Genomic DNA, 26,937 nt, shown 5'->3' with positions numbered 1-26,937 from the left:
TATAATCGATTGTCTGAATTAAAATTTGATGAAAAGCAGTTGTTTCTGCTTAGTAGAATCAAGAATTTTGCTAAACAAATTGAGAATAAATCCTTTTTTAGATTCTTTAATAGCAGTTTATTAGCAAAACAAGGTATCTATTTATATGGTAATGTAGGTAATGGCAAAACTATATTAATGCAACATTTTTTTCAAATATTGCAAATTAAGAAGTTAATGATGCATTACCAGAACTTTATGCAATCAGTACATAAAGATATTTATCGGTTACAAGGCAAATTAAAATCTAAGAGTAATATTATAAAAATCATTGCAGAAAATTATGCAAAACAAGCAGAAGTAATATGTATTGATGAGTTTGAGATTAAAGATATAACTGATGCGATGATCATAGGACAGCTACTACTTGAACTGATAAAATGTAAGGTATTTATCTTTATTACCAGTAATACCAAACCAGAAGATTTGTATAAAGATGGTTTACAAAGAAATTATTTTCTACCAATAATTAAAGAGATTTATCAAAGGTTTGAAGTCATGTACTTAGATAGTGAGCATGATTATCGATTAGATAAAGTTATACAAGCGGCTAGCAGACGCATAATCTATCCAATTAATGAAAGTAATAAATTGGAGACGCAAGAGCTTATTAGCAAGTTAAATCATAATAACCAATTTATTCCTAAAGATATTACTGTTTTCGGACGGAAAATATCTTTTAAAATGGCTGGTGAGAAAATATTAGTGACAGATTTTGAAGAGTTATTTGTAAGAGAATTAGGTTATGTTGATTATGTACATATTTGTCAAAAATTTTCTGTTATAATGGTAGAAAATATTCGTATAATAAGCTCTGATAATACAGACTTAGCTGTTAGGTTTATCAATTTTGTTGATAATGCTTATTTTTATAAAGTGGTATTATTTATGACCTTACAAGATGAGCCGATAAAAATATATCAGAATGGTTTGCGTAGTAATGAATTTAAGAGAACTATTTCAAGGTTACATGAAATGAATAGTGGTAGTTATGTCAATTAAAAGTGGTAAATTCATTACCTTTGAAGGCGGAGAAGGGTGCGGTAAATCCACCCAAAGCGATATGTTATATAAGTATTTACTGTCACAAAATATTCTAGCTGATTTAACACGTGAAGTGGGTGGAACTATTGCGGCTGAAAAGATGCGTGACATTTTAGTTTATCAGGATTTATTACCTATGTCAGAATTACTGCAAGTCATGGCAGCACGTTATGAACATATGCATAAAAGGATTATTCCTAAACTAAACTCTGGGGTTTCAGTTATTTGTGATAGGTTTATAGATTCTACGGCTTGTTATCAGGGGCAAGATGTAGGCAGTGATTTAGTGTATGACCTTCATAAGTCTCTAATATCACCTGTGATGCCTGATATTACCTTTTTTATTGATATAGAGCCAAATATTGCTTTAGAAAGGGCGTGGGCAAGAGGTAATAATAATAAATTTGAAAATAAAAATATTGAATTTCATCAAAAAGTTTATAATAGGTTTCAGTATATATCAGATAAATTTCCAGAAAGAATAGTAAAAATAAACGCCTTAGATCTTAGTGCAAACGAAATTCATGATATAATTGTTGTGATGCTCATACGAAAGCTTGGTAAATTAGATAATAAAAAATAAAAAAGCTCCAAAATATAAGGAGAGGAGTGAAGAAGACAGAAGAAAATTTTTGATTTTTTATACGATATAAATCTAAATAGCTTGACAGGGTAAGCTTAATAATATATAAGTTTCTAACCTTATATATTATACGATAACCTTAAGCAATTAAGGAAAAGCTCTTGAATAGTTTCAACTCATTAAAAGATCATTCTTTTAAGTTGATACATATATTGAGTTTTTTTTTTGTCTTAGGGAATCCTTGTTATGACTATTATAAAGTCAAATTCATTTAGAAGCAAATTCAGAACTATCTTTTGGCCTATCCATAATCATGAACTTGGAAAATTCATACCGATGTGTGGTTTGATGTTCTGTGTCTTATTTAACCAAAATATATTAAGAATTTTAAAAGATAGCATTTTAATTTCAGAGATTAGTGCTGAAGTAGTAAGTTTCACTAAAGTTTATTGTGTAACACCTGCAGCAGCTCTATTCGTTATAATCTATGCTAAGATGCTTAATCATTGTAGTTTTGAAAAGATTTACGGCTATTTAATTACTTTTTTTATTGGGTTCTTTATTCTTTTTGCTTTTATCATTTATCCAAATGTCCATATTTTTCATATTAACCCAAATTCGCTAGAACAAATTATGGGGAATTATCCTCATTTAAAATGGTATATAGCTTTAATTGGTAACTGGAGTTATGTGGTATTTTATACATTATCTGAGCTTTGGCCGAATGTCTTTTATGTTTTACTGTTTTGGCAGTTTGCTAATGAACTTACTACAACAGAAGAAGCAAAAAGATTTTATACTCTTTTTTCATTATTTGGTAATTCTGCTTTAATCTTCGTTGGCTTTTTGATGTTAAACTTATCATCTGCTAACACCATTGCTAAATATTTTTTTACCGTACCGGACAATAAAACTATATTGGTAAAAGTATCAACAAGTTTCGTGATAGTTGCAGCTATTATATCATATTTACTTGTAAGATTTATTAGCAAAAATGTTTTTACCAATCCAACATTTTATGCAAAGGCTAAAGCCGGTAGATCGACTAAAGATGGTATTGGCTTAGTGGAAAGTTTTAGATATATCATAAGATCAAAATATTTATGGTTAATGCTAATTTGCTCTGCTGCCTTTGGTTTATCAATAAATTTGGTAGAAGCAGTATGGAAAGCAAAAATTAAAGAATTATACCCCACTGTTAATAGTTATGCAGAATTCAACAGCCTTTATATTCTTTGGACTGGAGTGACTATTATGGTAATGACTATAATAGGCAATAATATAATGCGTAGTCATAGCTGGTTTGTTGCTGCCGTAATTTCACCAGTTATCGTTATGGTTACGGGGACATTGTTCTTTATCTTAATCGTATTTGACCATCAAATATTATCTCTATTTGACAGTGCTATTCTTATGACTCCATTGGCTCTAGCAGTATCAATTGGGGCTTTACAAAATATTCTAGCAAAAGGTACTAAATATTCACTTTGGGATACCTCTAAAGAGATGTTGTATATCCCTCTTGATAGGGAATTAAAAACCAAAGGTAAAGCCGCTGTTGACGTCATTAGCTCGAAAGTTGGTAAATCTTCGAGTGGATTAATACAGTCAGTTATTTTTACCTTGGTACCAACAGCAACTTTTAGCTCTATTTCACCATTTTTAATGGGTGTATTTATCGTTGTTTGCGTTGCATGGATTTACTCAGTAAGAAAAATATACTTTGAATATAAGAAAATAGTCTAATTACCTATCCCAAATGATAAACCACCACCTTAGTTCTTCCAACAGCTAGTTTATTTACGCTTCGTGGCGTACTCAATTTATAACCAAAAAGTTGTCCTTGTCTTTGTGATTTTTCTATATTTTCTATCGGCATAAATCAACTAATCCATAAGGTTTATGCTAATATTATAGCATTTTCTATCTTTTTTTACTCGCTAAACATATTAGATATTATATCTCTAGACTTCTGACGGGGAGACAATCTAGTGGGTTGCTTCGTCGTAACAATGCTACTGTTCGCTAATAGACAGTATAATGCTGATCGGATTAGCCTATAGTATTATAAAACAATTCAATTATTTTCTTTAGTCTTTTGACTATTATTGATGGTTGATTGTTGTTGATTCATCAGTTTGTTCTTTTCTTCTATTGAATTAAGAAAAAAATAAGTAAATGTTAAAAATCCAATTATCATAGGAAGAAAAACGAATATAATTGCATTGCGTTTTCTAACAGATTCTTCACGATCTAAACGACTCTCTTGCTCTTCATATGTTTCTCCTAATTCATTACGCCATATATCTTCTTGTTCTGAATTATTTTCTAGCATTTAATACCTTCAATTTTTTAGCTGTAGTTAAACTGTAAAAAAAATTATATACAAATTTAGTTTAGATTAATCTTCTTTCTTGCTAAAGTCTTTAAGCTCTCTTGACTATTTTGGATTGCGAAACGTATTGCCTCTGTCGTTTTGGCACAGCCGTGTAATATTTGTCCCATAATTCCTCTCTTGATGGTAATTCTTTATAATATACAACATTACACCCTGGGACTAAACAACTAGACTTTTGACGGAGCGACTAGGTACTATTTTTATAGTTTTTATATCTTTTAATTGCAAAATTTTCAAGCAATAGTAGATTTTACTATGAAGAATTTATACTAAAATCATGATAAACTGAAAAACCGTGAACGGTCATCTAAAAAGAGAGTTGTTGCTAAATATTAGCCAACCCCTTGAACAGATACCCATTATTCTTGACCATTTTACCAACTCTTCGCGGTAACTCAGTATACATGAAAGCATTTGCCTATTAAATGATCTTTTGCAGGGACTCTGTTACTAAATGTTTTAAAACCCTAAGAAGTTTTGCCTCTAGGCTAAGATTTTTTGCTGCCCACTTCTTGATCCATGGTTCTATAAGTTGCCACATGTTAATTTCTGGATCGAGCTGCCGTCCTACCCCCTCAACTACTACTATAGTTTTTTGTAATAGTAACAATTGTGGTTGTACCTCCATACCAAAATCTTCGGTAATTTTAAATAATTGGGCAAGCAACTTGCCTATAGAAATATTTTTAATAGTATATCCTATAATCGGTTCGCTTACTGCTCTACATGCTTGGGCAAAAAGGTCAAGATCGGTATTTTGATGTATATAACCAGCTCTAAGATGGACAAGTGCTACTAACTTATAGTTTTTACTTATAAAACCAAATAAGCTCTCAGCAATTGCCATTCTATCTTTATCAGACAATCTACCCATAATACCAAAATCTAGTAATACTATACTACCATCTGACCTAACTAGAATATTGCCAGGGTGCAAATCTGCATGGAAAAAACCATCTCTATATACTTGATTAAAAAACACTATAGCAAGTTTTTGAGCTATTTTAGCTGGTTCTAATCCCTGTTCTATAAGTTTATCTTGAGCATAAATTGATATTCCATCCACCCATTCTGTGGTTATTATATGTTCGTGTGTCAGTTGCCAATAAACTTTAGGAATATATATATTAACATCATTTTGAAAATTGTCGAACTGTTCTGAGGCGGCAGCTGCTTCTAAACGTAGATCAAGCTCAAACTTCATACTAGCGTTAAATACGTCCATTACTGCTACTAGTCGCAATCTTTTTAATTTTGTAAATATTCTCGCTATTAGCCTAGCCAGAATATATAAAAGTTTAATGTCCTTATTATATGTATGATGAATTTTGGGACGCAATATTTTTACTGCAACCAATTCCCCCGATTTCAGCCTAGCTCTGTGTACTTGGGAAATTGAAGCCGCTGCAACTGGTATATCCTCAAAGGTGGAAAATAGCTCATCGGCACTTTGTCCAAAAGACTCTTCAATAATCTGTCGTGCTATATTACTACTAAAAGGTGGCAGCTTATCCTGTAAAGATTGCAAATAGTTAGTAATCTTGACTCCTATAAGATCTGGTCTGGTGGAAAGATTTTGTCCAAATTTTATATAAACAGGACCTAGCTTCTTAAAACAATCAGTTAATCTCATACCAAAATCATCTTTTGGTGGTTTAAATAAACCAATCGGATAAAATACTATAGTTATCATCCAGCCAAGAAATTTTAACCTATATGGTAATTTTACGGTATCTGGATAAGTCAGAATTTGCTGCTTGCTTACCACTCTTAATATGTACAAAAAATTCAATAATAAGCTAATCATCTATAACCACTATGAATAGCGGCAATACCTAGGTTAAGATTCTTATAACTAACATCATTAAATCCAGCATCCTTTAACATAATTGCAAAATTCTCCTGATCTGGGAATAAACTGATACTTTCCACCAAATATTGATAGGCTGGTTCGTTATTTGCCACCATTTTACCAATCTTAGGAATAATATTAAACGAATAAAACTGGTATAATTGCTTTAGGCATTCATATTCCATTTTAGAGAATTCTAAACACAGAAATTTACCCTTGGGCTTTAATACACGATAAGCTTCTTTTAGGACATTATCAATTTTTGATACATTTCTAATACCAAATGCTATAGTATAATAATCGAAACTATTATCAGGAAAAGGTAATTTTTCTGCATCGGCAACGACATACTCTAATCCTTGTAATATATTATTATCAATAGCTTTATTACGTGCCACTGTTAGCATATCTAAATTTATATCACACAAAGTAACTTGGGCTAATATATTTTGTTCTTTGGCTCGCTTTATTATTCTAAAAGCTATGTCACCCGTGCCACTTGCCATATCCAATATATTTGATTTTAAATTGGGTATCTGTCTAACAAATTCATTTTTCCATAAACGATGTATTCCTAAGCTCATTAGGTCATTCATTATATCATATTCATTAGCAACGCTAGAAAAAATGTTTCTAACCAAATTTCTTTTCTGTTCGAACGATACTTTTGAGAAGCCGAAATTTACTTGACCAAGGGAGCTGTCATTATTGTCCATATATTTCTACGAGTTTATATTGTAAATAATTAGATTTATTTAGTAAAGTTAATAATGATACCTGCATTGTAGTATGTAGATAGTATTATTTTTAATTGTATATACTAATCTATGTTTTTGATTTATTCTCTGCGACCAAAAATCCATACCTAGTGTGCTAATGTTTTGTAGGAATGATAACATATAGGGAAATTTATTACTTTTTATGCTCTTCCATCATATTTTTGTACTCAGTACTTTTTATTTTTATAAGTTTGTCATATTTTGTTTTAAGTTCGTCTAAGGAATAATTACCATCATAATATCCTTGGATATTAATGATTTTTTCTAAATAAAAATTCAATTGCTCAGCCTCATTTTCTAAAATGTCAATATCATTATCGATTTTTAAGTCTTTTGTAATATAGGCTAGGAGCTGATTTTTAACAGCTGAACAGTATAATTTAAATTCTTGGATTTTCTTTATAATAATAGGAATATCTTCTGGTTTTGTTACTATCATTGCTACTAACATAACCACTAATATTTCTCCTAGAGACATATTTTATACTAATTTTTTATGACGATATTTAGGATTAATAATATTTTCACCTGTTAAATTAATCATATAATCATGATAATCTTGGTAATTTCCTTCAAACCACGTAGCATTTCCATCTTTATCAAAAGCAATAATATGTGTTGCTATTCTGTCTAAAAACCAACGATCATGGCTTATTACTAATACACATCCAGCAAAATCTAAAATAGCATCTTCTAAGGCTCGTAATGTGTCAACATCAAGATCATTAGATGGTTCATCAAGTAATATAACGTTAGCTCCCTCTTTTAGTAATTTGGCTATATGTACCCTGTTGCGTTCACCCCCAGAAAGTTGTCCTACTTTCTTTTGTTGGTCGCCACCCCTAAAATTAAAAGCTGCACAATAAGCTCGACTTTTCATTGATCTAGAACCAAGTTGTAAATCTTCAAGACCTGAAGAAATTTCACTCCATACAGTGTTATTATCATCTAGAGTATCCCTTGATTGATCAACATAACCAAGTTTAACAGTTTGTCCTAATTTAATAGAGCCGTGGTCTGGTTTAGTTTTACCAGTGATAATATTAAATAAGGTGGATTTACCAGCACCATTTGGACCTATAATACCAACAATTGCCCCTGGAACCACCTTAAAACTAAAATCTGATAACAGTACCTTATCATCGTATCTCTTTGCTATATGTTCTGCTTCTATAACTAAATCCCCTAGACGTGGACCATTTGGTATAATAATTTGCGCTACGCTTGCTCTTTGTTCTTTTTGTTTGATCAACAGATCTTGGTAGGCAGTAATTCTAGCCTTGCTTTTTGATTGTCTTGCCTTTGGTGATTGACGTATCCATTCAAGTTCTCGTTTTAATTGTTTACTCCTATCATCTTCTTCTTTATCTTCATTTTCTAATTTTGCTTGCTTTTGTTCAAGCCAAGTAGTGTAATTAGAATGCCATGGAACACATCTACCTCGATCTACTTCTAATATCCAATCCGTTACATTATCAAGAAAATACCGATCATGGGTGATAACTACTACCGTACCTTTATAATTCTTTAAATAATTTTCTAGCCAAGAGACTGATTCAGCATCTAAATGGTTTGTTGGTTCATCAAGTAATAACATATCAGGCTTTTCTAGCAAAAGCTTACACAATGCAACTCGCCTTTTCTCACCACCCGAAATTTTTGTAACATCAGCATCTTTATCTGGACACCTTAATGCAGACATAGCAATCTCTATTTCTCGCTCTAAGCTCCAAGCATCACAACTATCTATTTTTTCCTGTAGATCAGCTTGTTTTTCCAGAAGTTCATTCATTTTATCATCTGACATTTCTTCAGCAAATTTATTGCTTATTTCATTAAATTCGTCAATTAAGGCTTTCTTATCATTTAAACTTTCCATAATATTATCAAAAACATTCAGAGCATGATCAAGATGGGGTTCCTGAGCTAAATAGCCAACTCTAATCCCATTAGCCACAAAAGCTTCCCCATCATATTCTTTGTCAATAGCTGCCATAATTTTTAGAAGAGTAGATTTACCAGCACCATTTGGACCAATAATACCAATTTTTGCCCCTGGTAAGAAAGACAAATACGTTTCCTTTAAAATTTGTTTACCGTTGATGGTCTTACTTAGACCATTCATAACATAAACATATTGATACGACATAATCCTTAATCCTTTATTTTTGTAATTATATTTGTAGTTTTTAAATAGTTAATAGAACAGATTAACCTTAACTCTTTAAGGAAGCTATATATATACAACCTAAATATTTTGTTTATTTGCCCAAGTTGTAAATTCAGACATACTAAAAATACCTTTTAAGTTTCCATAAACTTGATCTTTTAACCATTGTAAAGCACCTTTTTTGTAACCATCTCCATCTATAATGATAATAACATTATAAACACTTTGTTTTCTAACATTTAATATTGTATAAGGGTATTTTTCATCTGCAGAACCGCCTGATTGTTGCCACTTAGATTCAATAACAAGACAATTAGAATGTTTTATAGGATGATATAGAATAAAATCGCATTGCCAAGCGGTATTATAGATAGTTTCTCTTAAATTAAATTGTCTAGTATAGATTGGTTGTGCTAATACTTGTGAAGCAATAAATCTAGTCTTGGGAACAAAAATGTAACCTTCCCTAACAAGACGATTATTTATAAATACCTCAAGTTCATTCCCTGTTTTATTTGCAATTGATCCACCTTGTATTTTATCCATAATTTCTAATCAAAACTTCTTCTGTATTTTTTCTTTCATTAGCTTTACAATTGATAGCACGTGGTGCTTCGATAATCTCTATATAAAAATCTTTATACAGATGCTTTATAAACTGAATATTAGAATTTGAAAGCATAAAATATATACCTTTATCGTTTAATTCTTTACATTTTTGATAAAGTTTTATCTGATCTGTTTCTGTAAAATCAAGTTTTGTATATTTAGTAAACGATGTATTATTTATAGGATGATAAGGGGGATCAATATAAACAAAATCACCTGTATTTGGAGAAATCTTACTGAAATCCTGATATTTTATATCAACATTTTGTAATAATTTATTACAAGCTAGTATATTTGTCTTATCAACTATTGCTGGATTTTTGTATTTCCCCATAGGCACATTAAACTCACCTTTGTTATTAACTCTATACAAACCATTATAACAGGTTTTATTAAGATATATAAAACGTCCAGCAACTTCTATGTCATTATCATTAATAAATTGTTTCCGGATTTTATAGTAATATTCTTCACAATGATTGGCTTTATGTTTTGCCAATAGCTTTATCAATTCTTGAGGTTTATTTTTAATCACGGCATATGTAATAACTAAATCTAGGTTTACGTCTGATATAGTCGCACCAAATGGGGCAAGAGCAAACAAAAGTGCTCCTCCTCCTATAAATGGTTCATAATAGCTTTTATAAGTTTGCGGTGTTCTTGAGGATAATTCTTTTATTAAACTTCTTTTTCCACCTACCCATTTTACAAATGGTTTTGCTTTATCGTCATTTTCAATTATTATGTCATCATTTTTTAGCACACTTCTTCCTATCCTTGATAAAGCTTCATTAAACGATATTCTTAAATTGTTTACTGATTCAATTTGCATAAGAATTTACCAAAATTTCATATGCCAAATATCTTTCGACATTACAAGAATGTTATTAAACATACCACCTATTTTCTGATTCCTCTTTCACCTGTTGTTATCTGAAATAAGCAGTATCTAATTCTTTTTTAATAATTAAATTTTTAATCCAGATTTATCCCAATCTTTATTAAAAATCTCTAAACCGAAGTCTGTTAGTGGATGATCTAATAATTGCTTGATAATTTTACTAGACATTGTAGCAACATCAGCCCCATACATACTAGCTTGATAAACATGGTTAGGGTTTCTTATAGATGCAGCAAGGATTTTTGTTTGATACTGATAATTATCATATACTTGTCTTATATCACTTATTAAACTAATACCATTTTGACCTATATCATCAAGTCTACCGATAAAAGGCGATATATAATATGCTCCGGCTTTTGCAGCGATAAGAGCCTGATTCACAGAAAAGCATAAGGTCATGTTCACTTTTTTTTCTTTATTTGCAAAATATTGGCACGCCTTAATACCATTCCATGTCATAGGTAATTTAATAACAATATTGCTGGATATTTCTAAAATTCTATTTCCTTGACTAATCATAGTATCAACATCATTGGCAGCTACTTCCACACTAACATCGAAAGTTATTATCTTACATATTTCTGCAATAGTTGAGACAAAATCATCTTTTGTCTTAGACATTAAGGAGGGATTAGTAGTTATACCATCAATTATACCTAATTGATTAATCTCATCAATTTCTTTAACATCAGCACTATCTAAAAAAATTTGCATTTAATTTAACCTCGACAAAATTGAATCAAGTTCTTCTAAATTGCTATAGTGAAATATTAATTTTCCACCAATTGGGTAGTCTTCAATAGTTACTTTTATATTAAATCTTTCTGACAATGATTTAGCTAATAATTGTAGATCATTCTCTTTACTATTTTCTTTTAGAAATCTTTTCCCTACATGTCTATCATGTTCTGGGATTTTTGTATATTCATTTTTAGACCAATTTTTTACTATATCTTCAGTTTGTCGAACGCTTAAATCATTTTCAATAATATGGTTAGCTATTACCTCGGCCTGCTGATGATTAATTAGGCATCTTGCATGTCCCATAGTTAAAAGCCCTTCATTTATTTTATCTTTGATAGATTGTGGTAATTGATTTAATCTTAATAAATTAGCTACATGACTACGACTCTTGCTAAGTTTTTCTGCTAATTTCTCTTGTGTATAACCAAACTCTTTTATTAACCGCTCAAATCCTTCTGATTCTTCTATAACAGATAATTCCTCTCTTTGAATATTTTCAATTAGTGCTATCTCTATAATTTCTTTATCCCCTACATCTTTTACAATAGCAGGAATATCGCTAAGCTTAGCTATCTTACAAGCACGCCAACGTCTCTCACCAGCTATAATTTTATATTTTCCATCACTGGTTGAATTAACAATGATTGGTTGCAATAAACCATTATTACTTATGGAGTCAGCTAATTCTTTTATTTTATCATATTCAAATTTTTTCCTTGGTTGATTATTCCTAGCTTCAATTTTATCAATATCTATAATTTTTACTAACTCATCTTTTCCTACAGTAAAAACCTCTTCTCCAAGCAAAGCCGATAACCCTTTGCCTAAACCTTTGTTTTTCATATATTTCTACCTAAAATCTCTTTTGTAAGTTCTATATAAGCAATAGAGCCAGTACATTTATGATCATAAATAATTGCTGGCTGACCGTAAGATGGTGCCTCAGATAATTTTACATTCCGTGGAATAACTGTCTTAAATACCAATCTTCCTAAGCATTTTCTAACATCATCCTCTACTTGCTCAGTTAATCGATTGCGCTTATCATACATAGTAAATAAAATACCGGCAATTTTTATTTTTGGATTTAAATTCTTTTCTACAATTTCAATTGTTTTTAGTAAATGACTTAATCCTTCTAATGAATAAAAATCACACTGCATAGGGATTAATACATAATCACAAGCTACTAACGCATTAACTGTTAGTAGGTTAAGAGCAGGAGGACAATCTATAATAATATAATCATATTTACTGACCAACTTATTTAACAAATCTGATAATAAATATTCACGCTTTTTTATACTTAATAAATCCGATTCAGCACCGGATAAATTAGTGTTAGCTGTAATTAATTGTAAATTTGGAATATTCGTTTGTATTATGGCTTCTTCAATCGTTCTTAAACCAATTAATACCTGATAAATAGTAACTTTTCTATCTTGTTGGTTTATACCAAAACCAGTACTACTATTTCCTTGAGGATCTAAATCTATAACCAAGATTTTTTTATCCATTACAGATAAAGCTGTCGATAAATTTACAGTAGTTGTAGTTTTAGCAACTCCACCTTTTTGATTAACTATCGCAACTATTTTTGTCATATATGTTACTAATTTCTAGAATCTTACTATTATTAGAAGTCTCACTATCATACATAGAATGACAAAAAGACCATCTCTTTTTAGCAATTTCAATTTCTTTTTGATATTGCTCACCTTTAAATAATAAATACTTATTTCTTACATTAATATGTTGGGTATAAACAAATATTTTCTCTAACTGAGCACAGGCTCTAGAAGTTAATATATCACAATCTAATTTAACATTTTCTATTCGTTGATTAACCACATTGACTTTATTAGTAGAAATTTTAGAAGCTTGCAATAAAAAAATAGATTTTCTTACATCAGATTCTACTAAAGTAACATTTTTTATTCCAGCAATAGACAAAACTATCCCTGGAAATCCACCACCCGAACCAACATCTATTAAATGAATATTTTGGTTATTTATATACTTCATTAGCTGTAAAGAATCTAAAATATGTCTTACCCAAAACTCACGCTCGGTATTACAAGAAACGAGATTAATAGTTTTATTCCATTTTAATGTCAATGATTGATACTTTTTAAGAGCATCTAATATTTCACGTGGAACATTACGACAGTCATACATTAATGTTTATATCTTGTTTTTATATAAATTATAATTGCTATTAAAGCAGCTGGAGTAACTCCAGATATTCTTCTAGCCGCTCCAATAGTAGCTGGTTTATGATAGTGGAGTTTTTCTCTTACTTCTGTAGACAAGCTTGGTATTTTAAAGTAATCAATATTCTCATCTAATAATTCCAACTCTTCTTCTTTAAATAATTGAATATCTGCATTTTGTCTAATCAAATAAGAAGAATATCTTGATTCAATACAAAGATAATGAAGAATTTTTTTATTTAATGAAATAAGTTCTGGAAATATCTCTATTGTTTTATCAACACCAAAATTTGGTAGTCCTAGTAAATCAAAGGCTGTTTTATATGAACCATCTTGTGCGATAGACACACCCAAGTTAGCTAACTTAGTAGTTGTTAAAGAAATAGTTTTTACAATATTTTCTACCTTATGAATATCGTCACATTTCTTACTAAAAATCTCTTTGCGTAAATTGGATATAACACCAATATCTATGGCCATTTGAGTTAGCCTTAAATCTGCATTATCAGCCCTAACAGAAAGTCTATATTCAGATCTGGAAGTGAACATTCTATAAGGTTCCACTGTACCAAAGGTAATTAAATCATCAATCATAACACCAATATAAGCATCTGCTCTAGTCAAAATAAAATCTGATTGATTTTTTATCGATAAGGCTGCATTAATGCCAGCCATAATTCCTTGCCCTGCAGCTTCTTCATAGCCAGTGGTGCCATTAATTTGACCAGCAAAATACAAACCTTTAATTTTTTTTGTTTCTAACGTTACTTTTAATTCTCTCGGATCGACATAATCATATTCTATTGCATATCCTGGTTTTAACATAGTGGCATTTTTAAGACCAGGAATTGTTTTTAGCAATGCTAATTGTATATCTTCAGGCAACGATGTAGATATACCATTTGGGTATATAGTATGGTCGTCCAAGCCTTCAGGTTCTAAAAATATTTGATGACTTGCTTTAGAGAATCTAGTAACCTTATCTTCAATAGATGGACAATATCTTGGTCCTATACCCTTGATTTGTCCAGAATACATAGCTGATTTATCTAAATTATTCCTAATAATTTCGTGGGTTTGTTCAGTTGTTCTAGTAACGAAACAATTTATTTGCTTTATCTTAACAGAATTTGTAAGTTCGGAAAAAGGACGTGGCACGGTATCTCCAGCCTGCACTTCTACTTCGTTATAATCAATTGTTCTTCCATCTATTCTTGGAGGAGTACCAGTTTTTAATCTACCAAGAGAAAAACCAAAAGATTTTAAAGTGTTAGATAAACCGTATGACGGTTTTTCACCTATTCTACCCGATGGGATTTTTTTAGTTCCTATGTGAATGAGTCCGGATAAAAAAGTACCTGTGGTTAACACAATTTTTTGACACTCAATACGTGTACCATTATCTAAGGTCAATGCCTTTACTTTAGAGTCGTGGATATCAATATCTTCTACCGACGCACATAAAATTGTCAAATTTGGGTGATTTATTAAGACATTATGCATAGCTTTCTTATAAAGCTTTCTATCAGCTTGAGCTCTTGGTCCCCAAACGGCTGGACCTTTACTTTCATTGAGCATCTTATAATGAATACCGGCTTGATCTATAATTTTACCCATGAGTCCATCAAGTGCATCTATCTCTTTTACTAAAGTACCTTTTGCTACCCCACCTATTGCAGGATTACATGACATTTCACCAAGGTTATCTAGCTTTAGAGTAATTAAAAGAGTATCTATACCTAAACGTGCAGAAGCCGAAGCTGCCTCGCAACCAGCATGACCACCACCAATAACTACAACACCGTATCCCATATAGACTATAATTATTCCACAATTTCTTTTTCAGTAAAGAAAATTTTTATTTCTCTTTCAGCACTTTCTAAAGTATCAGAACCGTGGATGCTATTAGCCTCAATATTTTCTGCAAAATCTCTCCGAATTGTACCTAGTTCAGCATTTTCTGGGTTAGTGGCTCCCATTATTTTACGATTTTGTAAGATAGCGTTTTCCCCTTTAAGCACCTGCAAAACAACAGGACCAGAAATAATACCCTCTATTAAACTATTAAAAAATGCTCTTGATCTATGTTCTGCATAAAAGTACTCTGCTTGATCTTTAGTTAAAATAGCCATTTTTTGAGCTACTATTTTTAGCCCATTATTTTCTAAGTAAGAATTGATTTTACCAATTAGATTTCTTCTCGTAGCATCTGGTTTAATCATTGAAAATGTATATTCTTGAGTCACAGTAAACCTTTATTAATTTATTATTAATATTTATATAAATTTATATATTTTTGGCAAGTAAATTATAACAGCACAGGTAAAGTAACATGTTATGCAATTTTTCTAGAACTATAGTTCCAAGTTAAAGAAAAAAGTATTGCCCCCAAGAAAGCAGAAAGGCTAAAAAATAAAAAAACACCATTCCAACCTAAATTATCAGAAATCCAACCAACACATACACCAGCAAGTGCAGCACCAAGGTAACCAAATAAACCTGAAAGACCATTAGCCGTACCAACAGCTTGTTTATTAGTAAAATCTGCTGTAGCAATACCTATTAAGACTTGTGGTCCAGATACAAAAAAACCAACCAAAGCAAGAATACTAACACTAAATATTTCATATTCATTTGGCATTTGCCAAAATAAAATGATAGTAAAAGCTAAAGTAAACATAAATACTGAACCAACTGGACCACGTCGTCCCTGAAATATTTTATCTGACATCCACCCAGCAACAATACCACCAACTAAACTTAAAATATCATAAGAAGCAACTTGCCAACCAGCTTGAGCAATAGTAATGTTTTTTAGTTCGCACAAAAATACAGGCGCCCAGAAAATTATACCTGAACGTACAATATAAACAAACATGTTGGCAAAACACACATACCACATTAATCTATTACAAAATACAATTTTTATTAATTGACGACTTGTTAATAAATTATCACTCTCATTACTGGAAGTAATATCACATTCTTTATACTTTTCCACTATAGGTAAATTAACCTCATTAGGAGAATTACGTAATCTATTAAATAAAAATAATGATATTAATAATGCCGCTATTCCAGGAATTATAAATGCTGACTCCCAACCATAAACATCTATTAAATAACCACATACTATCATAGTAATTGCTCCACCAATTTGATTAGAAGTAGCTCCCAAAGACCATTTTGTTCCTAATTCCTTAGAAGCATACCAATAAGTTAGCATACGTGTTGCAGGTGGCCAGCCCATAGATTGAAACCAATTATTCAGAATCCACAAAAGACCAAGCGATGTTATACTGGAAACAAACCCTGATAATAATGTTATAATACCCACACAGACAAGACCAACCACCATAAATATACGAGCATTTGATCTATCGCTGAGGAATCCATTATACAACTTTCCTACACCATAAAATATAGAAGCGGTTGTTAAAATCCAGCCAAGTTGAGTTTTGGTTACATCAAAATGATCCATTAAAGCAGGCATTACAATATTAAAATTCTGACGACAAAGTATGAATGTTGAATATCCAATAATTATCGAATATAAAATTCTAATACGCCAACTATTATACTTTTTAGCATAAGGAGGTCTTTCTTTAAAGGGTGTGTTTAGCATCATTTTCTTGGTTTATATTACTTGCAAATATTTAAAAATTATAATTCTTGTTCCGATGCTAGGTTTTGTTGACACAATATAAGCAATTAAAATTTTGTTCACAAAGCTTAGAAGTAAATCAATTTTTGAGTATACATTATATATTGGTTGTTAAGAAAATACCACAAACTATTATGTATTTTACATCTAAAACTTATTTTTTTATTAAAAGTGTTTGAGTTATATCGTGAATTATGTTAACCTAACCTAAGGTCAAGGTAACAAATTATTAGTTTTAAATGACAATTATGACAAAGTTATTAAGATTTTTTCTACCTTTTGTTATGCTTTTGCAATTATTATCATGCACTTCTGGTCCTCCTTATGAAATTAAAAGCCCTTGTGTATCCATTGAGTCTAGTATTAGAAATCCATGTGTTCGTAGGCCGGTAAATTTAACCATCGATATCGCTTAAAGGTTTGCTTTAATAGTGTACAAAGTCAATAAATCTTATGTCAGTAGATTTTATAATTATCTCATAGATTATATTTTACCAGCAAGATGTTTGTCTTGTGCTGAAGTGACTGATACTAAGGAGGATTTTTGCCAAGATTGTTGGAAGAAACTTGATTTTATTACAAAACCCTACTGTATTGTTTGTGGCTGTAGATTAGATATATCAATTCTAGATGATATGTGTTGTACAAAATGCTTTCAACACAAACCACATTATAACATATCCCGTAGTTTAATAAAATTTAACGAGAATAGCAAGAAAATAATTCATACTTTTAAATATCAAGACAAAACCATTCTTGCCAAAACTTTTAGTAAATTATTCTATAGACAATATTATAATGAGATTCAAGAGGTTGACTTAATAATTCCAGTTCCGATGAATAGGTTCAAAAGACTGTTTAGGATGTATAACCCTGCTTTGGTTTTGGCTATAGAAATCAGCAAGTTACTCAAAAGACCACTAAGTCCGGACGTATTAATTAAGTCAAGATGGACCAAATCCCAAACATTTTTATCCAAAAAAGAACGAGAAAAAAACTTATCAAATAGCCTTATATTGAATAAAAAATATCAAATTACAGGTCAAAGAATATTATTAGTAGATGACTTGCTGACCACCGGAACTACGATTAACAAATGCACGAAAATCTTGAAAGAGTCCGGAGCTGAGAATGTTTATGTTATGACAATTGCCATGACCTAAACACTCTCATTGTTATTGCAAGAAGGCGTGAGCCAACGAAGCAACGCATTTTTAGTCACTTCCTTGGATTACTTCGTCGCTACTTAAAAGTATCTCCTCGCAATGACGTTGTGTAAAGTTAAAACTGTCACTGCAAGAAGACGTAAGACGTAAAGGTATCTAGAAATTTACTTTAAGCTTTAAACTACCTTGGTGGCCAATATATTTTTTAGCAATGTGGGCATTATAGGCAACACCATATTCCATCATATTGTGTTTTGCAGTCAAGCTAGTACCAACAGTAAAGAATAGCCTAGAAGGTTTAACTAACTTGGTTGGTAATGGCTTATCTATTCCATCTAATCTTGCATCAATTACTGGTGCTTTTCCTTTGAAGTCATAATTAACATAACCATGCACTTCTGGTGTTAACAGCAATTGGTCTAACTGTATGTTTGTCGCAGTGCTTAAACCTAAAATACCTTCAACTTTATTGTACGTTCTCTTTTTAACAGCTAGATTTTGGTATGATCTACCAGTTTCCGTATAACCAGAATCCTTAAATTGTGTATATCTGACCCCAATAGTTGGCGTGATCGTTAACTTTTCAGAAGGTTGATAATTATATCCAGCAAGTAGTTGCCCGCCGTAAGAAATAGATTTATATTTAGCAACAGCTGTATCTAGAGCAGTGACACTTCTCAAATTAGTTGAAATTACACGCCCTTCTAAGTTTTTAACCTTAGTTATACCATATGATGCTATCGCTTCAGCAAACCAATTACCGGCAAATTGATATAAACCATATAAAGAGAAGATATTAGTTGTACCATTAGTTTTATCACCATTTTTTTGATTCTTATGAGACATTTTTGTATCAATTAAGCTATAAGCTGCACCAAGTAACAAGTTATCATGTACTAATCCATCAAAACCGACAATTAAGCCCGCCGATTTCATGTTATAACCACTAACTCCTTGTTGTATTTTTTGGTTAGCAGTACCATAGAACGGGCTAGCCCATACTCCATACATTTTTTTATCATCATCACCAGCTCCTATAGCTGCTATAGGTTTCTGTCCATCTATTCTTACAGCAATTTGATTATTAACAGCTAAACTCGTTAATGTCATTACTTCAGATATTACATTCATTGGACTTTGTTCTATTGAAGCTTTTTTACCAGGTAATAATCTCTTAAATAACTCTCCAACCTTATCTTCATTCATGTTACCAATATGGTTGTTACAATTAGCAGCATCACTACCTTGTTCAGCATGCATAAACATTTCAACAAGTTTCAGTTGTTCTGATAAGCTATCAGAACCATCATCTGATTTACCATCTGAATTTTCCTTTAATTTCTCCTCTAACTTTTCCTTGAATTTCCCTAACTCTTCCTTCGAAACATCCTTTGCACGTAGGGTCAGAGTATCATGATCAATGCTCCATTTGACAAAGCGGTTTTGTTCAGCATCTGTATTAAGGTCAATATCAATTTTATCTTTTCCAATAATACCATCTTTATTAACTGATGAAATCAGAGTATATGTAGTATCTTCAGAAATTTTGTTAATATCAGATCGTGCTATTACTTTTATTTTCAGTTTGTCTAGTTGTGATATATCCAGTTTACTATCCTTCTGAATCTCTATATTACCACCTGCCATTTTTGAGGTGTCATAGAAAGTATGCAGTTCTAGAGTTTTTAGCTTTGCATTACCAGCATATTTTAATTGCCCAGTTCCAAGATCCATGATTAAATTTTCAGCCGTTAAATCACCAGTCATAGCTATAGTTCCCTTTTCAGGTAACATAATTATCTTGGCTTGATTGGCTTCAATGCTAGCAAATGTAATATCGTTTTCTAATATTACATATTTATTTGGTTCAAAGGTTACATGAGCGGTTGATTCTACTTTGTCTTTAAACCATACATCACCTGCTAATATTACCTGTCCACCATTAATTGAAGCCTTAACTAATGCTGCATTATCAAACTTCATCTTAGACGATTGATTAGCGTATATATTGTCCGAATCAATTTGTGTGTAATAGGTAAATTGCTCAATTAGTCTTGGTAAAATAGCCCTGTCTACATTTACCCCTGGGATAGCCATAGTTCTTTTCTCGATACCAGCAAAAATTGCCGTTTTATCAGCATTAATGGTTATTTTCTTGGAGTAAACATCACCTTTCACCGTAGAGTTACTATCAAAAGTTACATCAGATAATCTAAGCTTATCCGCTCCTAAATTACCATAAGCGATGCTACCACTCGAGTTAAATATTACTTTACCGCTATTATTAGTTGTGGTTAACACAGCAGCATAGAGATTACTGTTAGTAATGCTAACTGTATGATCACCTTGTAATTCAATCTCTTTGAATCTGTTACTTCCTGTTCCAACATTACCTGCAATAGTAAGATCCTCATGTAATGCTAAACTATGCACCTGATTACCAGTTGTTGTAATGTTACTTATAGTACTCTGTTCGTTTAAGGTCAAAGTTGCCTCTTGAGAACTAGTGAAATTAACACTACTCGCTGAAACTACCTTGTTGGCTTTCACATTACTTCCGGCTATTTCTACATTCCCGATGCCTATCGCGCTATTAACCTCAATATCTTGTTGGTTATTAAATCTAACCGTACCTTGAGCGCCAGTAATATTAGTGGCGGTGACATTGGCAGCAATCTCAGCAGTACCTGATATAGTTATCTCTTGAGCATGAATTAGATCACCAAATGCCACAGTATAAGCTTGAACTTGGATATTACCAACCGGATTATTGTTAGTCCCGACAACCCCAGTAATACTGCCACTACCTTGGAATATTAAACCAACTTTATCTCCGCCATTTGGGTTAATATCACCTGTTAAATTAAAACCACTAGCAAAAGTTAAGTTTTGCGTACCATTACCCTGGATTTCCTCTATGGTATGATCACCAGTAGCTAATGTCACATCACCGGCACCTGCTTCTAACGTTTTTAAATTAGTAATTACACCACCTACGGAACCACTACCCACGAACTTTAAAGTTCCATTGACACCATTGCTGCTAGTTACATAGCCAGTGATGTTTTGATTATTTTCTAGTGCAAGCGTACCGCTCTGATTATTGAAATCCACATTACCTGTGATAGTACCACTAGCTTTGAATTTAGTATCTCGGAGAAATTTAATATTACTATTAACATCATTCAGCTCTATCTCAGGTACATCTAATTCTATATCTGTAGTATAAATACGAGGTTCAATGGTAAATTTACCCGCACCAGAAAATATTATTCCATTTAGTCTATGGTCATTAGTACCTAAACTTTGAGTTTTCCCGGCAATCTTTAATGTTTTGTCAGCAACAACAGAATCGAACTTAACTATACCTTTATTATCAGTACCGGGGTCTAGAGCATTGTCCAAAGTTATAATCCTTTCAAGCTGTACAGTATTACTATTACGTAATGTTAACTGAGCATCTGCATGCGAAAAAGTAATGTTGTTAGTAGCTAAAATATGAAAATCACCATGTTTGGCATCCAGTACGTAAGTTGCTGGGCCAGCAACCTCACCAATATTGATCTGAGCAATCTGGGCTGAAGTACCGCTCTCATCGATAAATTCTGCTCCATTAGTAATATTTAATACCAGCGTATTAGCGACATTAAGTGCATCATTTCCCCCTGCGACGGTAACTTGACCATTAACATATAATGTACTTAGCTTGTTAACAGGTCCTCCAAGGGTTTTATTTCCACCTGCAGATTTTAGAGTTAAAATACGACCATCACCATGTATCGATACGACTCCACCATTACCAGCTCCTGCTACTCCTCCTAGTAAGTTATTATCAAAAGTTATGGATTTACCAGCAACGTTACTATACAATTCCAATCTTGAATCTGCATGTAAGAAATTGATTTCTGCATTAGCAGCACTAAGAAGATTAACATTAGCGGCTGAGGCATTTATTTTTAGAACCTTATCAATAGGAGCAACACCAGGAACACCAATATTTATGATCTTAATCGTTCCAATCTGTGCATTGTTAGCTATAAGGTTAGTCTGAACATTTAAAATAGCATTTGCAGCATTAGCTATTGTTGAGGAGAATGTTGCAGCACGGTTAAATGTTAATTCACCAGCTGTGCTATCAAAATTAACATTACCTGCAACATCTGCACCAGCAGTTAGTTTACCAGCAGCCTCAAACTTCACATTACCATTCAATGGACCAGTAGTGCTAATATTAGCACCAACATTTTTAATATTAAAATTCGTAGCACTAGCTTCATCTAACTCTACAATACCAGCTCCATTGAAGTTTACTGTTGCTATACCATTAATAGCACCAGCTTCACCATTTCCTGCAAAGGTTAATGTACCAGCATTAGCTCCTGTTACAGTACCAATACTCTTATTATTTGCTAGAATAATTTCACCTGCTTTATTATGGAAATCCACATTACCTATGTTACCATTAGCATTAAACTTAATACCTTTCACAAATTCAATAGTATCAGCAGTAATATTGTTGGTTGTTACTTCAGCTGCCCCTAAAAATATCCCTTTAGCATATATGTCTGGAACTACCTCAAGATTTCCATTGCCTCTAAACTCTAGTATTGCTAATAAATGAGCAGTACCTAAACTTTTACCTGCTCCTCCATCAATCTTTAATTTATTTGTAGTAGAGTTGAGTATAACTCTACCTTGATCAGCTACACCTGGGTCTAAACTATTGTCTAAAGTTATCACTCTATCCGTTGTACCACTATTCTGTAATGTTAAACTAGAATCTTCATGCGCGAAATGAAATTGATCAGCAGCAGTTAAAATATTAAAATCACCATATTTGGCATCTAGTACGTAAGTTGCTTGACTATGAGCATCACCACCAATATGAATCTTAGGAATCTGAGATGAGGTGGCACTCTCGTCAGTAAATAATGCATCCTTAGCAAGGTTCAATGTCAAGGCATTACTGACATCAAGTCTATCGGGAACAGCCCCACCGCCAAGTGCCCCCGCTGTAGCAACATCCATTCCTCTGATAGTCACGTGACCATGCACTTGCAATTGTTCTATCTTGTGACCACCAGCACCTGTTCCAAGAGTTCTTGTACCATCATCAGATTTTAAAATTAAACGATGAGTATTTGTATTCCCACCCTCCAACGATACGATTCCACCATGATCAATAGCACCACCAGGATGAGCAAGATCATTAAATCCTGGTAAGCTCTCATGAAAAATTATCTCTTTGTCAGCAGTTCCACTATTTCGTAATGTTAACTGAGCACCTGCAGCCTTAAAAGTAATTGTATTACCATTCAAAATATTAAAATCATTATATTTTGCATCAATTATGTAGGTTGCTGGACCTACACCAGCAACAGCAGGAAGACCACCACCATCTGCTCCAATATGTATCTCAGCAATCTGGGATGAGGTGGTACTCTCGTCAGTAAATACTGCCCCCTTAATAACGTTCAGCACCTTGGCATTACTGACATCAAGTCTATTACGGTTAACAGCAACAGGATCAGTGTTATCTCCTCTGATAGTTACATTACCACGCACCTGCAATTCATTTAACGTGTTAGCATTAGTTCCAAGAGTTCTTGCACCATTATCAGATTTTAAAATTAAACTATAAGCATCTGTACCCTCCAACGATACGATACCACCATTAACGGCACCAAGAAATCCTGGTAAGCTCTCATGAAAGGTTACAGTTCCATCTCTTTTAGCACTCGTATTTCGTAATGTTAACTGAGCATCTGCATCATCAAAAATAATTCTGTTATTACCGCCCCCACCAGCCTTAGGCGCTAAAATGTCAATATCATTATATCTTGCATCAATTATGTAGGTTGCTCGACCTACACCAGCAACAGCAGGAAGACCACCACCATCTGCACCAATATGAATCTCAGCAACTTGGGATGAGGTGGTACTCTCGTCAGTAAATACTGCCCCCTTAATAACGTTCAGCACCTTGGCATTACTGACATCAAGTCTATTATCCTTTCCTCTGATAGTTACATTACCACGCACCTGCAATTCATTTAGCTTGTTAGCATCAGTTCCAAGAGTTCTTGCACCATCATCAGATTTTAAAATTAAACTATGAGCATCTGTACCCTCCAACGATACGATTCCACCATGATCAATAGCACCGCCAGGATGAGCAGGATCATTAAATCCTGGTAAGCTCTCATGAAAGGTTATAGTTCTGTCATGTAAAGTACTACTATTCCGTAATGTTAACTGAGCATTTGCAGCATCAAAAATAATTCTTTTATTACCGCCCCCAACAGTCTTAGTCTTTAAAATACTAAAACTACCATATTTTGCATCAATTATGTAGGTTGCTGGACCAGCAACAACAGGAACAGCAGCATCAGCAGCACCAATATGAATCTCAGCAACTTGGGCTGAGGAGGCAATTCTATCAATAAATGTTGCCCCATTAATAACACTCAACTTATCTACATTACTGAAATCAATTTGCGGCTTATCGGACTTTCCTAAGATATTCACCTTACCACGCACCTGCAATTCATCTAGCCTTGCACCAACTGCCCCAAGAGTTTTTATCCCATCTGAAGATTGTACAGATAAACTCCCACCCTTATTAGCCTCCAACGATACGATACCACCACCACCAGCCATTCCTGGTAAGCTCTCATGAAAGGTTATAATTCTGTCATGTAAAGCACTACTATTCCGTAATGTTAACTGAGCATCTGCAGCATTAAAAGCAATTGCACTATCCTTCAGAATATTAAAATCACCATAGTCTGCATCCAGTATATAGTTTGCTTTGCCAGCACCAGCACCACCATCTGCTCCAATGTGTATCTCAGCAATCTGGGATGAGGTGGCACTCTCGTCAGTAAATACTGCATCCTTAGTAATGTTCAATATATTGACATTACTGACATCAAGTCTATTAGCAGTATTATCTCCTGCAACAGTCACCTTACCACGAACTTGCAACTTATCTAGCTTTGCAGCATTTGTTCCAAGAGCTCTTGTACCATCATTAGATTGTACAGTTAAAGTATTAGCATTTGTCCCCTCTAGCAACACGATTCCACCATTACCAAGCATTCCTAGTAAATCCTGATGAAAGGTTATGGTACTATCAGCACCTGCAGCTGCATCTATATACAATTTCAATGTCGATTTTTTATCCAAGAAGTTAATTTTTGCATTTGCACCTGCACCTGCAGCTGTTACATCAAGGAGATTAACCCCACCAGCTGGAGCTTGTATTGCTAAGATACCAGCTGTAGTCGTACCAGCACCATCATCAGTACCAATATTTATAGTATTAATATTGCCAATGTCTGCATTGGTAGCTGTGATGTTAGTCTGAACATTTAAAGTACCATTTGCACCATTAACTATTGTTGACTCGAATGTTGTATTAGCAGCGTTATTGAAAGTTAGCGTTCCTCCATTAGCTGCACCAAAATCAACTTCACCTGTAAAATCACTACCAATTGTTACAATTTTGTTATTAGCACCACCAAATTTAAGTATTTGAGTAAAAACATCTTTTTTAAGCTCAACGTTTCCATCGCCAATATTAATCTCGGCTAAATTATCAACTTTAGTACCGATTGTCCCCTCTACTGTACCAGCTCCTTCGAAGGTTAATATGCCTTGATTAGGAGCAGTCGTAGTGATATTACCAGGGAGTACTATGTTTCCAGCAACACCATCAGGATGAACTACAAGAGTTGAGGCTGCATTAGTGAACTCTATATTCCCTAATTTATCATATTTATTTACATCCTTAGGATCAGCAGCTCCGTTTAATGTTAGTTCTTTGTCGTTAATGGTAACATGCATAGGGCCAGCAACACCTACGATAGGTCCTGTAATAAAATCTCTATTTACTATGGTAGGCCCGCCTGGAGTATTTGCTACATCAATTCCAGCTATTTGACCAACGGCTCCTGCATCAATTGTAAGTGTATCAGCAGCACTAAATCGTACCCAATTATCAACAGCAATAGGAGGAATAGCAGGAATAATAGTACTAAGATCAACAGCACCACCAGGACCACCAGCACTAGTATCAACTGTAGCACCAAAAGCCGAGCCACTTCCCCCTATGCTTGCGACAATAGAGGCAACTGACACGCTAGTCAGCAAATTTTTAAAGAATTTTTGTTTTTTAGCCATATATTTCCACTCTTATAAAAAATAATTCGTTATTCCCAAAGGGCCATCTCATAGTTGTTGAAAGTTGTAAAAGGAAGCAGTTTTAGGCATGGCAATGTCATTGCGAGGAAGGCCTTAGGTCGATGAAGCAATTCACAAAAGCAACTAAAAATGGATTATTTCGCCGGCTCATGCCTCCTCGCAATGACCTCGGTTATTTTTTCACAATTTTTAAGTTACCCTAATAACCTCTAAATCATCTTCCTTTTCTAACTTTCGACAGTTGTGGGTATCATACCTTAGGAATAACCATTGTATCAAACAAAATACTATAAAATCTAATCTATTATGCATCAATATTTAATGCAATATTTTTAATTGTATAATAATGTATCATAGTTATTAGGTTGTGTCAAATAGGTACATAGATTTATTTTCAGGGCGATTTAAAAATCGCAATTTTTGGCAAATATCCGCTTCATAACCTCCAGTAGGCTCACATACTATTAGCTTAATTTCTTGCTCTTTTGTTAATTTTATAAACTCTTCATGTCCTAACTTATCATTAGAAAAACGATTATATATCGGTTTATTGTTAGACTCATATAA

The 26,937-nt window shown here is 32.9% G+C and carries 22 protein-coding genes and 1 pseudogene; 5 read left to right on the top strand and 18 right to left on the bottom strand.

From position 1 onward, the window contains the following. Window positions 1-9: 9 nt before the first annotated feature. The 3 genes from zapE to AAGD39_RS01500 all read left to right on the top strand — a co-directional run bounded on the left by zapE (window position 10) and on the right by AAGD39_RS01500 (window position 3,412). Entirely contained in the window at window positions 10-1,041 is a 1,032-nt protein-coding gene (zapE, locus tag AAGD39_RS01510; RefSeq protein ID WP_341756880.1) for a cell division protein ZapE, read from the top strand. Next, window positions 1,031-1,666, top strand: coding sequence for a dTMP kinase (tmk, locus tag AAGD39_RS01505; protein ID WP_341756879.1), 636 nt, complete (start codon window positions 1,031-1,033; stop codon window positions 1,664-1,666). Before zapE ends, tmk begins: the two co-directional genes overlap by 11 nt. A 246-nt stretch (window positions 1,667-1,912) precedes the next feature. Then, the gene (locus AAGD39_RS01500) at window positions 1,913-3,412 is read left to right on the top strand and encodes an Npt1/Npt2 family nucleotide transporter (protein WP_341756878.1); all 1,500 of its coding nucleotides are present in this window, start codon (window positions 1,913-1,915) and stop codon (window positions 3,410-3,412) included. 4 nt (window positions 3,413-3,416) lie between these two features. Here AAGD39_RS01500 and AAGD39_RS01495 read toward each other — a convergent pair whose 3' ends face one another. The 17 genes and pseudogenes from AAGD39_RS01495 to AAGD39_RS01415 form a co-directional block, all read right to left on the bottom strand. Continuing rightward, the gene (locus AAGD39_RS01495) at window positions 3,417-3,545 is read right to left on the bottom strand and encodes a hypothetical protein (RefSeq protein ID WP_341756877.1); all 129 of its coding nucleotides are present in this window, start codon (window positions 3,543-3,545) and stop codon (window positions 3,417-3,419) included. A gap of 198 nt (window positions 3,546-3,743) precedes the next feature. Further along, window positions 3,744-4,001, bottom strand: coding sequence for a hypothetical protein (locus AAGD39_RS01490; protein WP_341756876.1), 258 nt, complete (start codon window positions 3,999-4,001; stop codon window positions 3,744-3,746). Between the two features lie 74 nt (window positions 4,002-4,075). After that, window positions 4,076-4,171: pseudogene (locus tag AAGD39_RS01485) on the bottom strand (IS481 family transposase); the annotation flags it as partial. A gap of 314 nt (window positions 4,172-4,485) precedes the next feature. Then, window positions 4,486-5,871, bottom strand: coding sequence for a 2-polyprenylphenol 6-hydroxylase (gene ubiB, locus AAGD39_RS01480; protein ID WP_341756875.1), 1,386 nt, complete (start codon window positions 5,869-5,871; stop codon window positions 4,486-4,488). Further along, a complete protein-coding gene (ubiE, locus tag AAGD39_RS01475; protein ID WP_341756874.1) occupies window positions 5,868-6,632 on the bottom strand; it encodes a bifunctional demethylmenaquinone methyltransferase/2-methoxy-6-polyprenyl-1,4-benzoquinol methylase UbiE in 765 nt (254 codons plus the stop codon). Before ubiE ends, ubiB begins: the two co-directional genes overlap by 4 nt. A gap of 48 nt (window positions 6,633-6,680) precedes the next feature. Further along, window positions 6,681-6,779, bottom strand: a complete 99-nt coding sequence (locus tag AAGD39_RS01470; RefSeq protein WP_341757200.1) for a type II toxin-antitoxin system YoeB family toxin — start codon at window positions 6,777-6,779, stop codon at window positions 6,681-6,683. 49 nt (window positions 6,780-6,828) lie between these two features. Further along, window positions 6,829-7,173 carry a DUF2672 domain-containing protein gene (locus AAGD39_RS01465; protein ID WP_341756873.1) on the bottom strand — a complete coding sequence of 115 codons (345 nt, stop codon included), beginning with the start codon at window positions 7,171-7,173 and terminating at the stop codon, window positions 6,829-6,831. Window positions 7,174-7,176: 3 nt separating this feature from the next. Next, the gene (ettA, locus tag AAGD39_RS01460) at window positions 7,177-8,844 is read right to left on the bottom strand and encodes an energy-dependent translational throttle protein EttA (RefSeq protein ID WP_341756872.1); all 1,668 of its coding nucleotides are present in this window, start codon (window positions 8,842-8,844) and stop codon (window positions 7,177-7,179) included. 99 nt (window positions 8,845-8,943) lie between these two features. Continuing rightward, complete coding sequence (locus tag AAGD39_RS01455) at window positions 8,944-9,411, bottom strand: PD-(D/E)XK nuclease superfamily protein (protein ID WP_341756871.1); 468 nt, start codon at window positions 9,409-9,411, stop codon at window positions 8,944-8,946. Then, window positions 9,404-10,306 carry a DNA adenine methylase gene (locus AAGD39_RS01450; RefSeq protein ID WP_341756870.1) on the bottom strand — a complete coding sequence of 301 codons (903 nt, stop codon included), beginning with the start codon at window positions 10,304-10,306 and terminating at the stop codon, window positions 9,404-9,406. Before AAGD39_RS01450 ends, AAGD39_RS01455 begins: the two co-directional genes overlap by 8 nt. Window positions 10,307-10,441: 135 nt before the next feature. Beyond that, entirely contained in the window at window positions 10,442-11,092 is a 651-nt protein-coding gene (fsa, locus tag AAGD39_RS01445) for a fructose-6-phosphate aldolase (protein WP_341756869.1), read from the bottom strand. Then, a complete protein-coding gene (locus AAGD39_RS01440) occupies window positions 11,093-11,965 on the bottom strand; it encodes a ParB/RepB/Spo0J family partition protein (RefSeq protein ID WP_341756868.1) in 873 nt (290 codons plus the stop codon). Then, window positions 11,962-12,726 carry an AAA family ATPase gene (locus tag AAGD39_RS01435; RefSeq protein ID WP_341748380.1) on the bottom strand — a complete coding sequence of 255 codons (765 nt, stop codon included), beginning with the start codon at window positions 12,724-12,726 and terminating at the stop codon, window positions 11,962-11,964. Before AAGD39_RS01435 ends, AAGD39_RS01440 begins: the two co-directional genes overlap by 4 nt. Then, window positions 12,701-13,300: a 16S rRNA (guanine(527)-N(7))-methyltransferase RsmG gene (gene rsmG, locus AAGD39_RS01430; protein ID WP_341756867.1), complete on the bottom strand. Its 600-nt coding sequence runs from the start codon at window positions 13,298-13,300 to the stop codon at window positions 12,701-12,703. Before rsmG ends, AAGD39_RS01435 begins: the two co-directional genes overlap by 26 nt. Continuing rightward, complete coding sequence (gene mnmG, locus AAGD39_RS01425) at window positions 13,300-15,147, bottom strand: tRNA uridine-5-carboxymethylaminomethyl(34) synthesis enzyme MnmG (RefSeq protein WP_341756866.1); 1,848 nt, start codon at window positions 15,145-15,147, stop codon at window positions 13,300-13,302. Before mnmG ends, rsmG begins: the two co-directional genes overlap by 1 nt. A gap of 11 nt (window positions 15,148-15,158) precedes the next feature. After that, window positions 15,159-15,581: a nucleoside-diphosphate kinase gene (ndk, locus tag AAGD39_RS01420; protein ID WP_341756865.1), complete on the bottom strand. Its 423-nt coding sequence runs from the start codon at window positions 15,579-15,581 to the stop codon at window positions 15,159-15,161. 89 nt (window positions 15,582-15,670) lie between these two features. Further along, the gene (locus tag AAGD39_RS01415; RefSeq protein WP_375319552.1) at window positions 15,671-16,960 is read right to left on the bottom strand and encodes an MFS transporter; all 1,290 of its coding nucleotides are present in this window, start codon (window positions 16,958-16,960) and stop codon (window positions 15,671-15,673) included. A gap of 287 nt (window positions 16,961-17,247) precedes the next feature. Here AAGD39_RS01415 and AAGD39_RS01410 point away from each other — a divergent pair, with 287 nt between their 5' ends. Together AAGD39_RS01410 and AAGD39_RS01405 are read left to right on the top strand one after the other, a co-directional pair. Continuing rightward, window positions 17,248-17,415 carry a DUF2706 domain-containing protein gene (locus AAGD39_RS01410; RefSeq protein ID WP_341756863.1) on the top strand — a complete coding sequence of 56 codons (168 nt, stop codon included), beginning with the start codon at window positions 17,248-17,250 and terminating at the stop codon, window positions 17,413-17,415. Window positions 17,416-17,430: 15 nt separating this feature from the next. Continuing rightward, on the top strand, window positions 17,431-18,162 hold the full coding sequence (locus tag AAGD39_RS01405; protein ID WP_341756862.1) for a ComF family protein: 732 nt from the start codon (window positions 17,431-17,433) through the stop codon (window positions 18,160-18,162). A 159-nt stretch (window positions 18,163-18,321) separates the two neighbouring features. Here AAGD39_RS01405 and AAGD39_RS01400 read toward each other — a convergent pair whose 3' ends face one another. Next, window positions 18,322-26,349, bottom strand: a complete 8,028-nt coding sequence (locus AAGD39_RS01400; RefSeq protein WP_341756861.1) for an autotransporter outer membrane beta-barrel domain-containing protein — start codon at window positions 26,347-26,349, stop codon at window positions 18,322-18,324. Window positions 26,350-26,937: the final 588 nt, after the last annotated feature.

This window comes from Candidatus Tisiphia endosymbiont of Nemotelus nigrinus, from assembly GCF_964026475.1.
Lineage (GTDB): Bacteria > Pseudomonadota > Alphaproteobacteria > Rickettsiales > Rickettsiaceae > Tisiphia.
The sequence above is the reverse complement of the archived record's forward strand: the minus strand, read 5'-3'. Positions and strand labels throughout refer to the sequence as shown.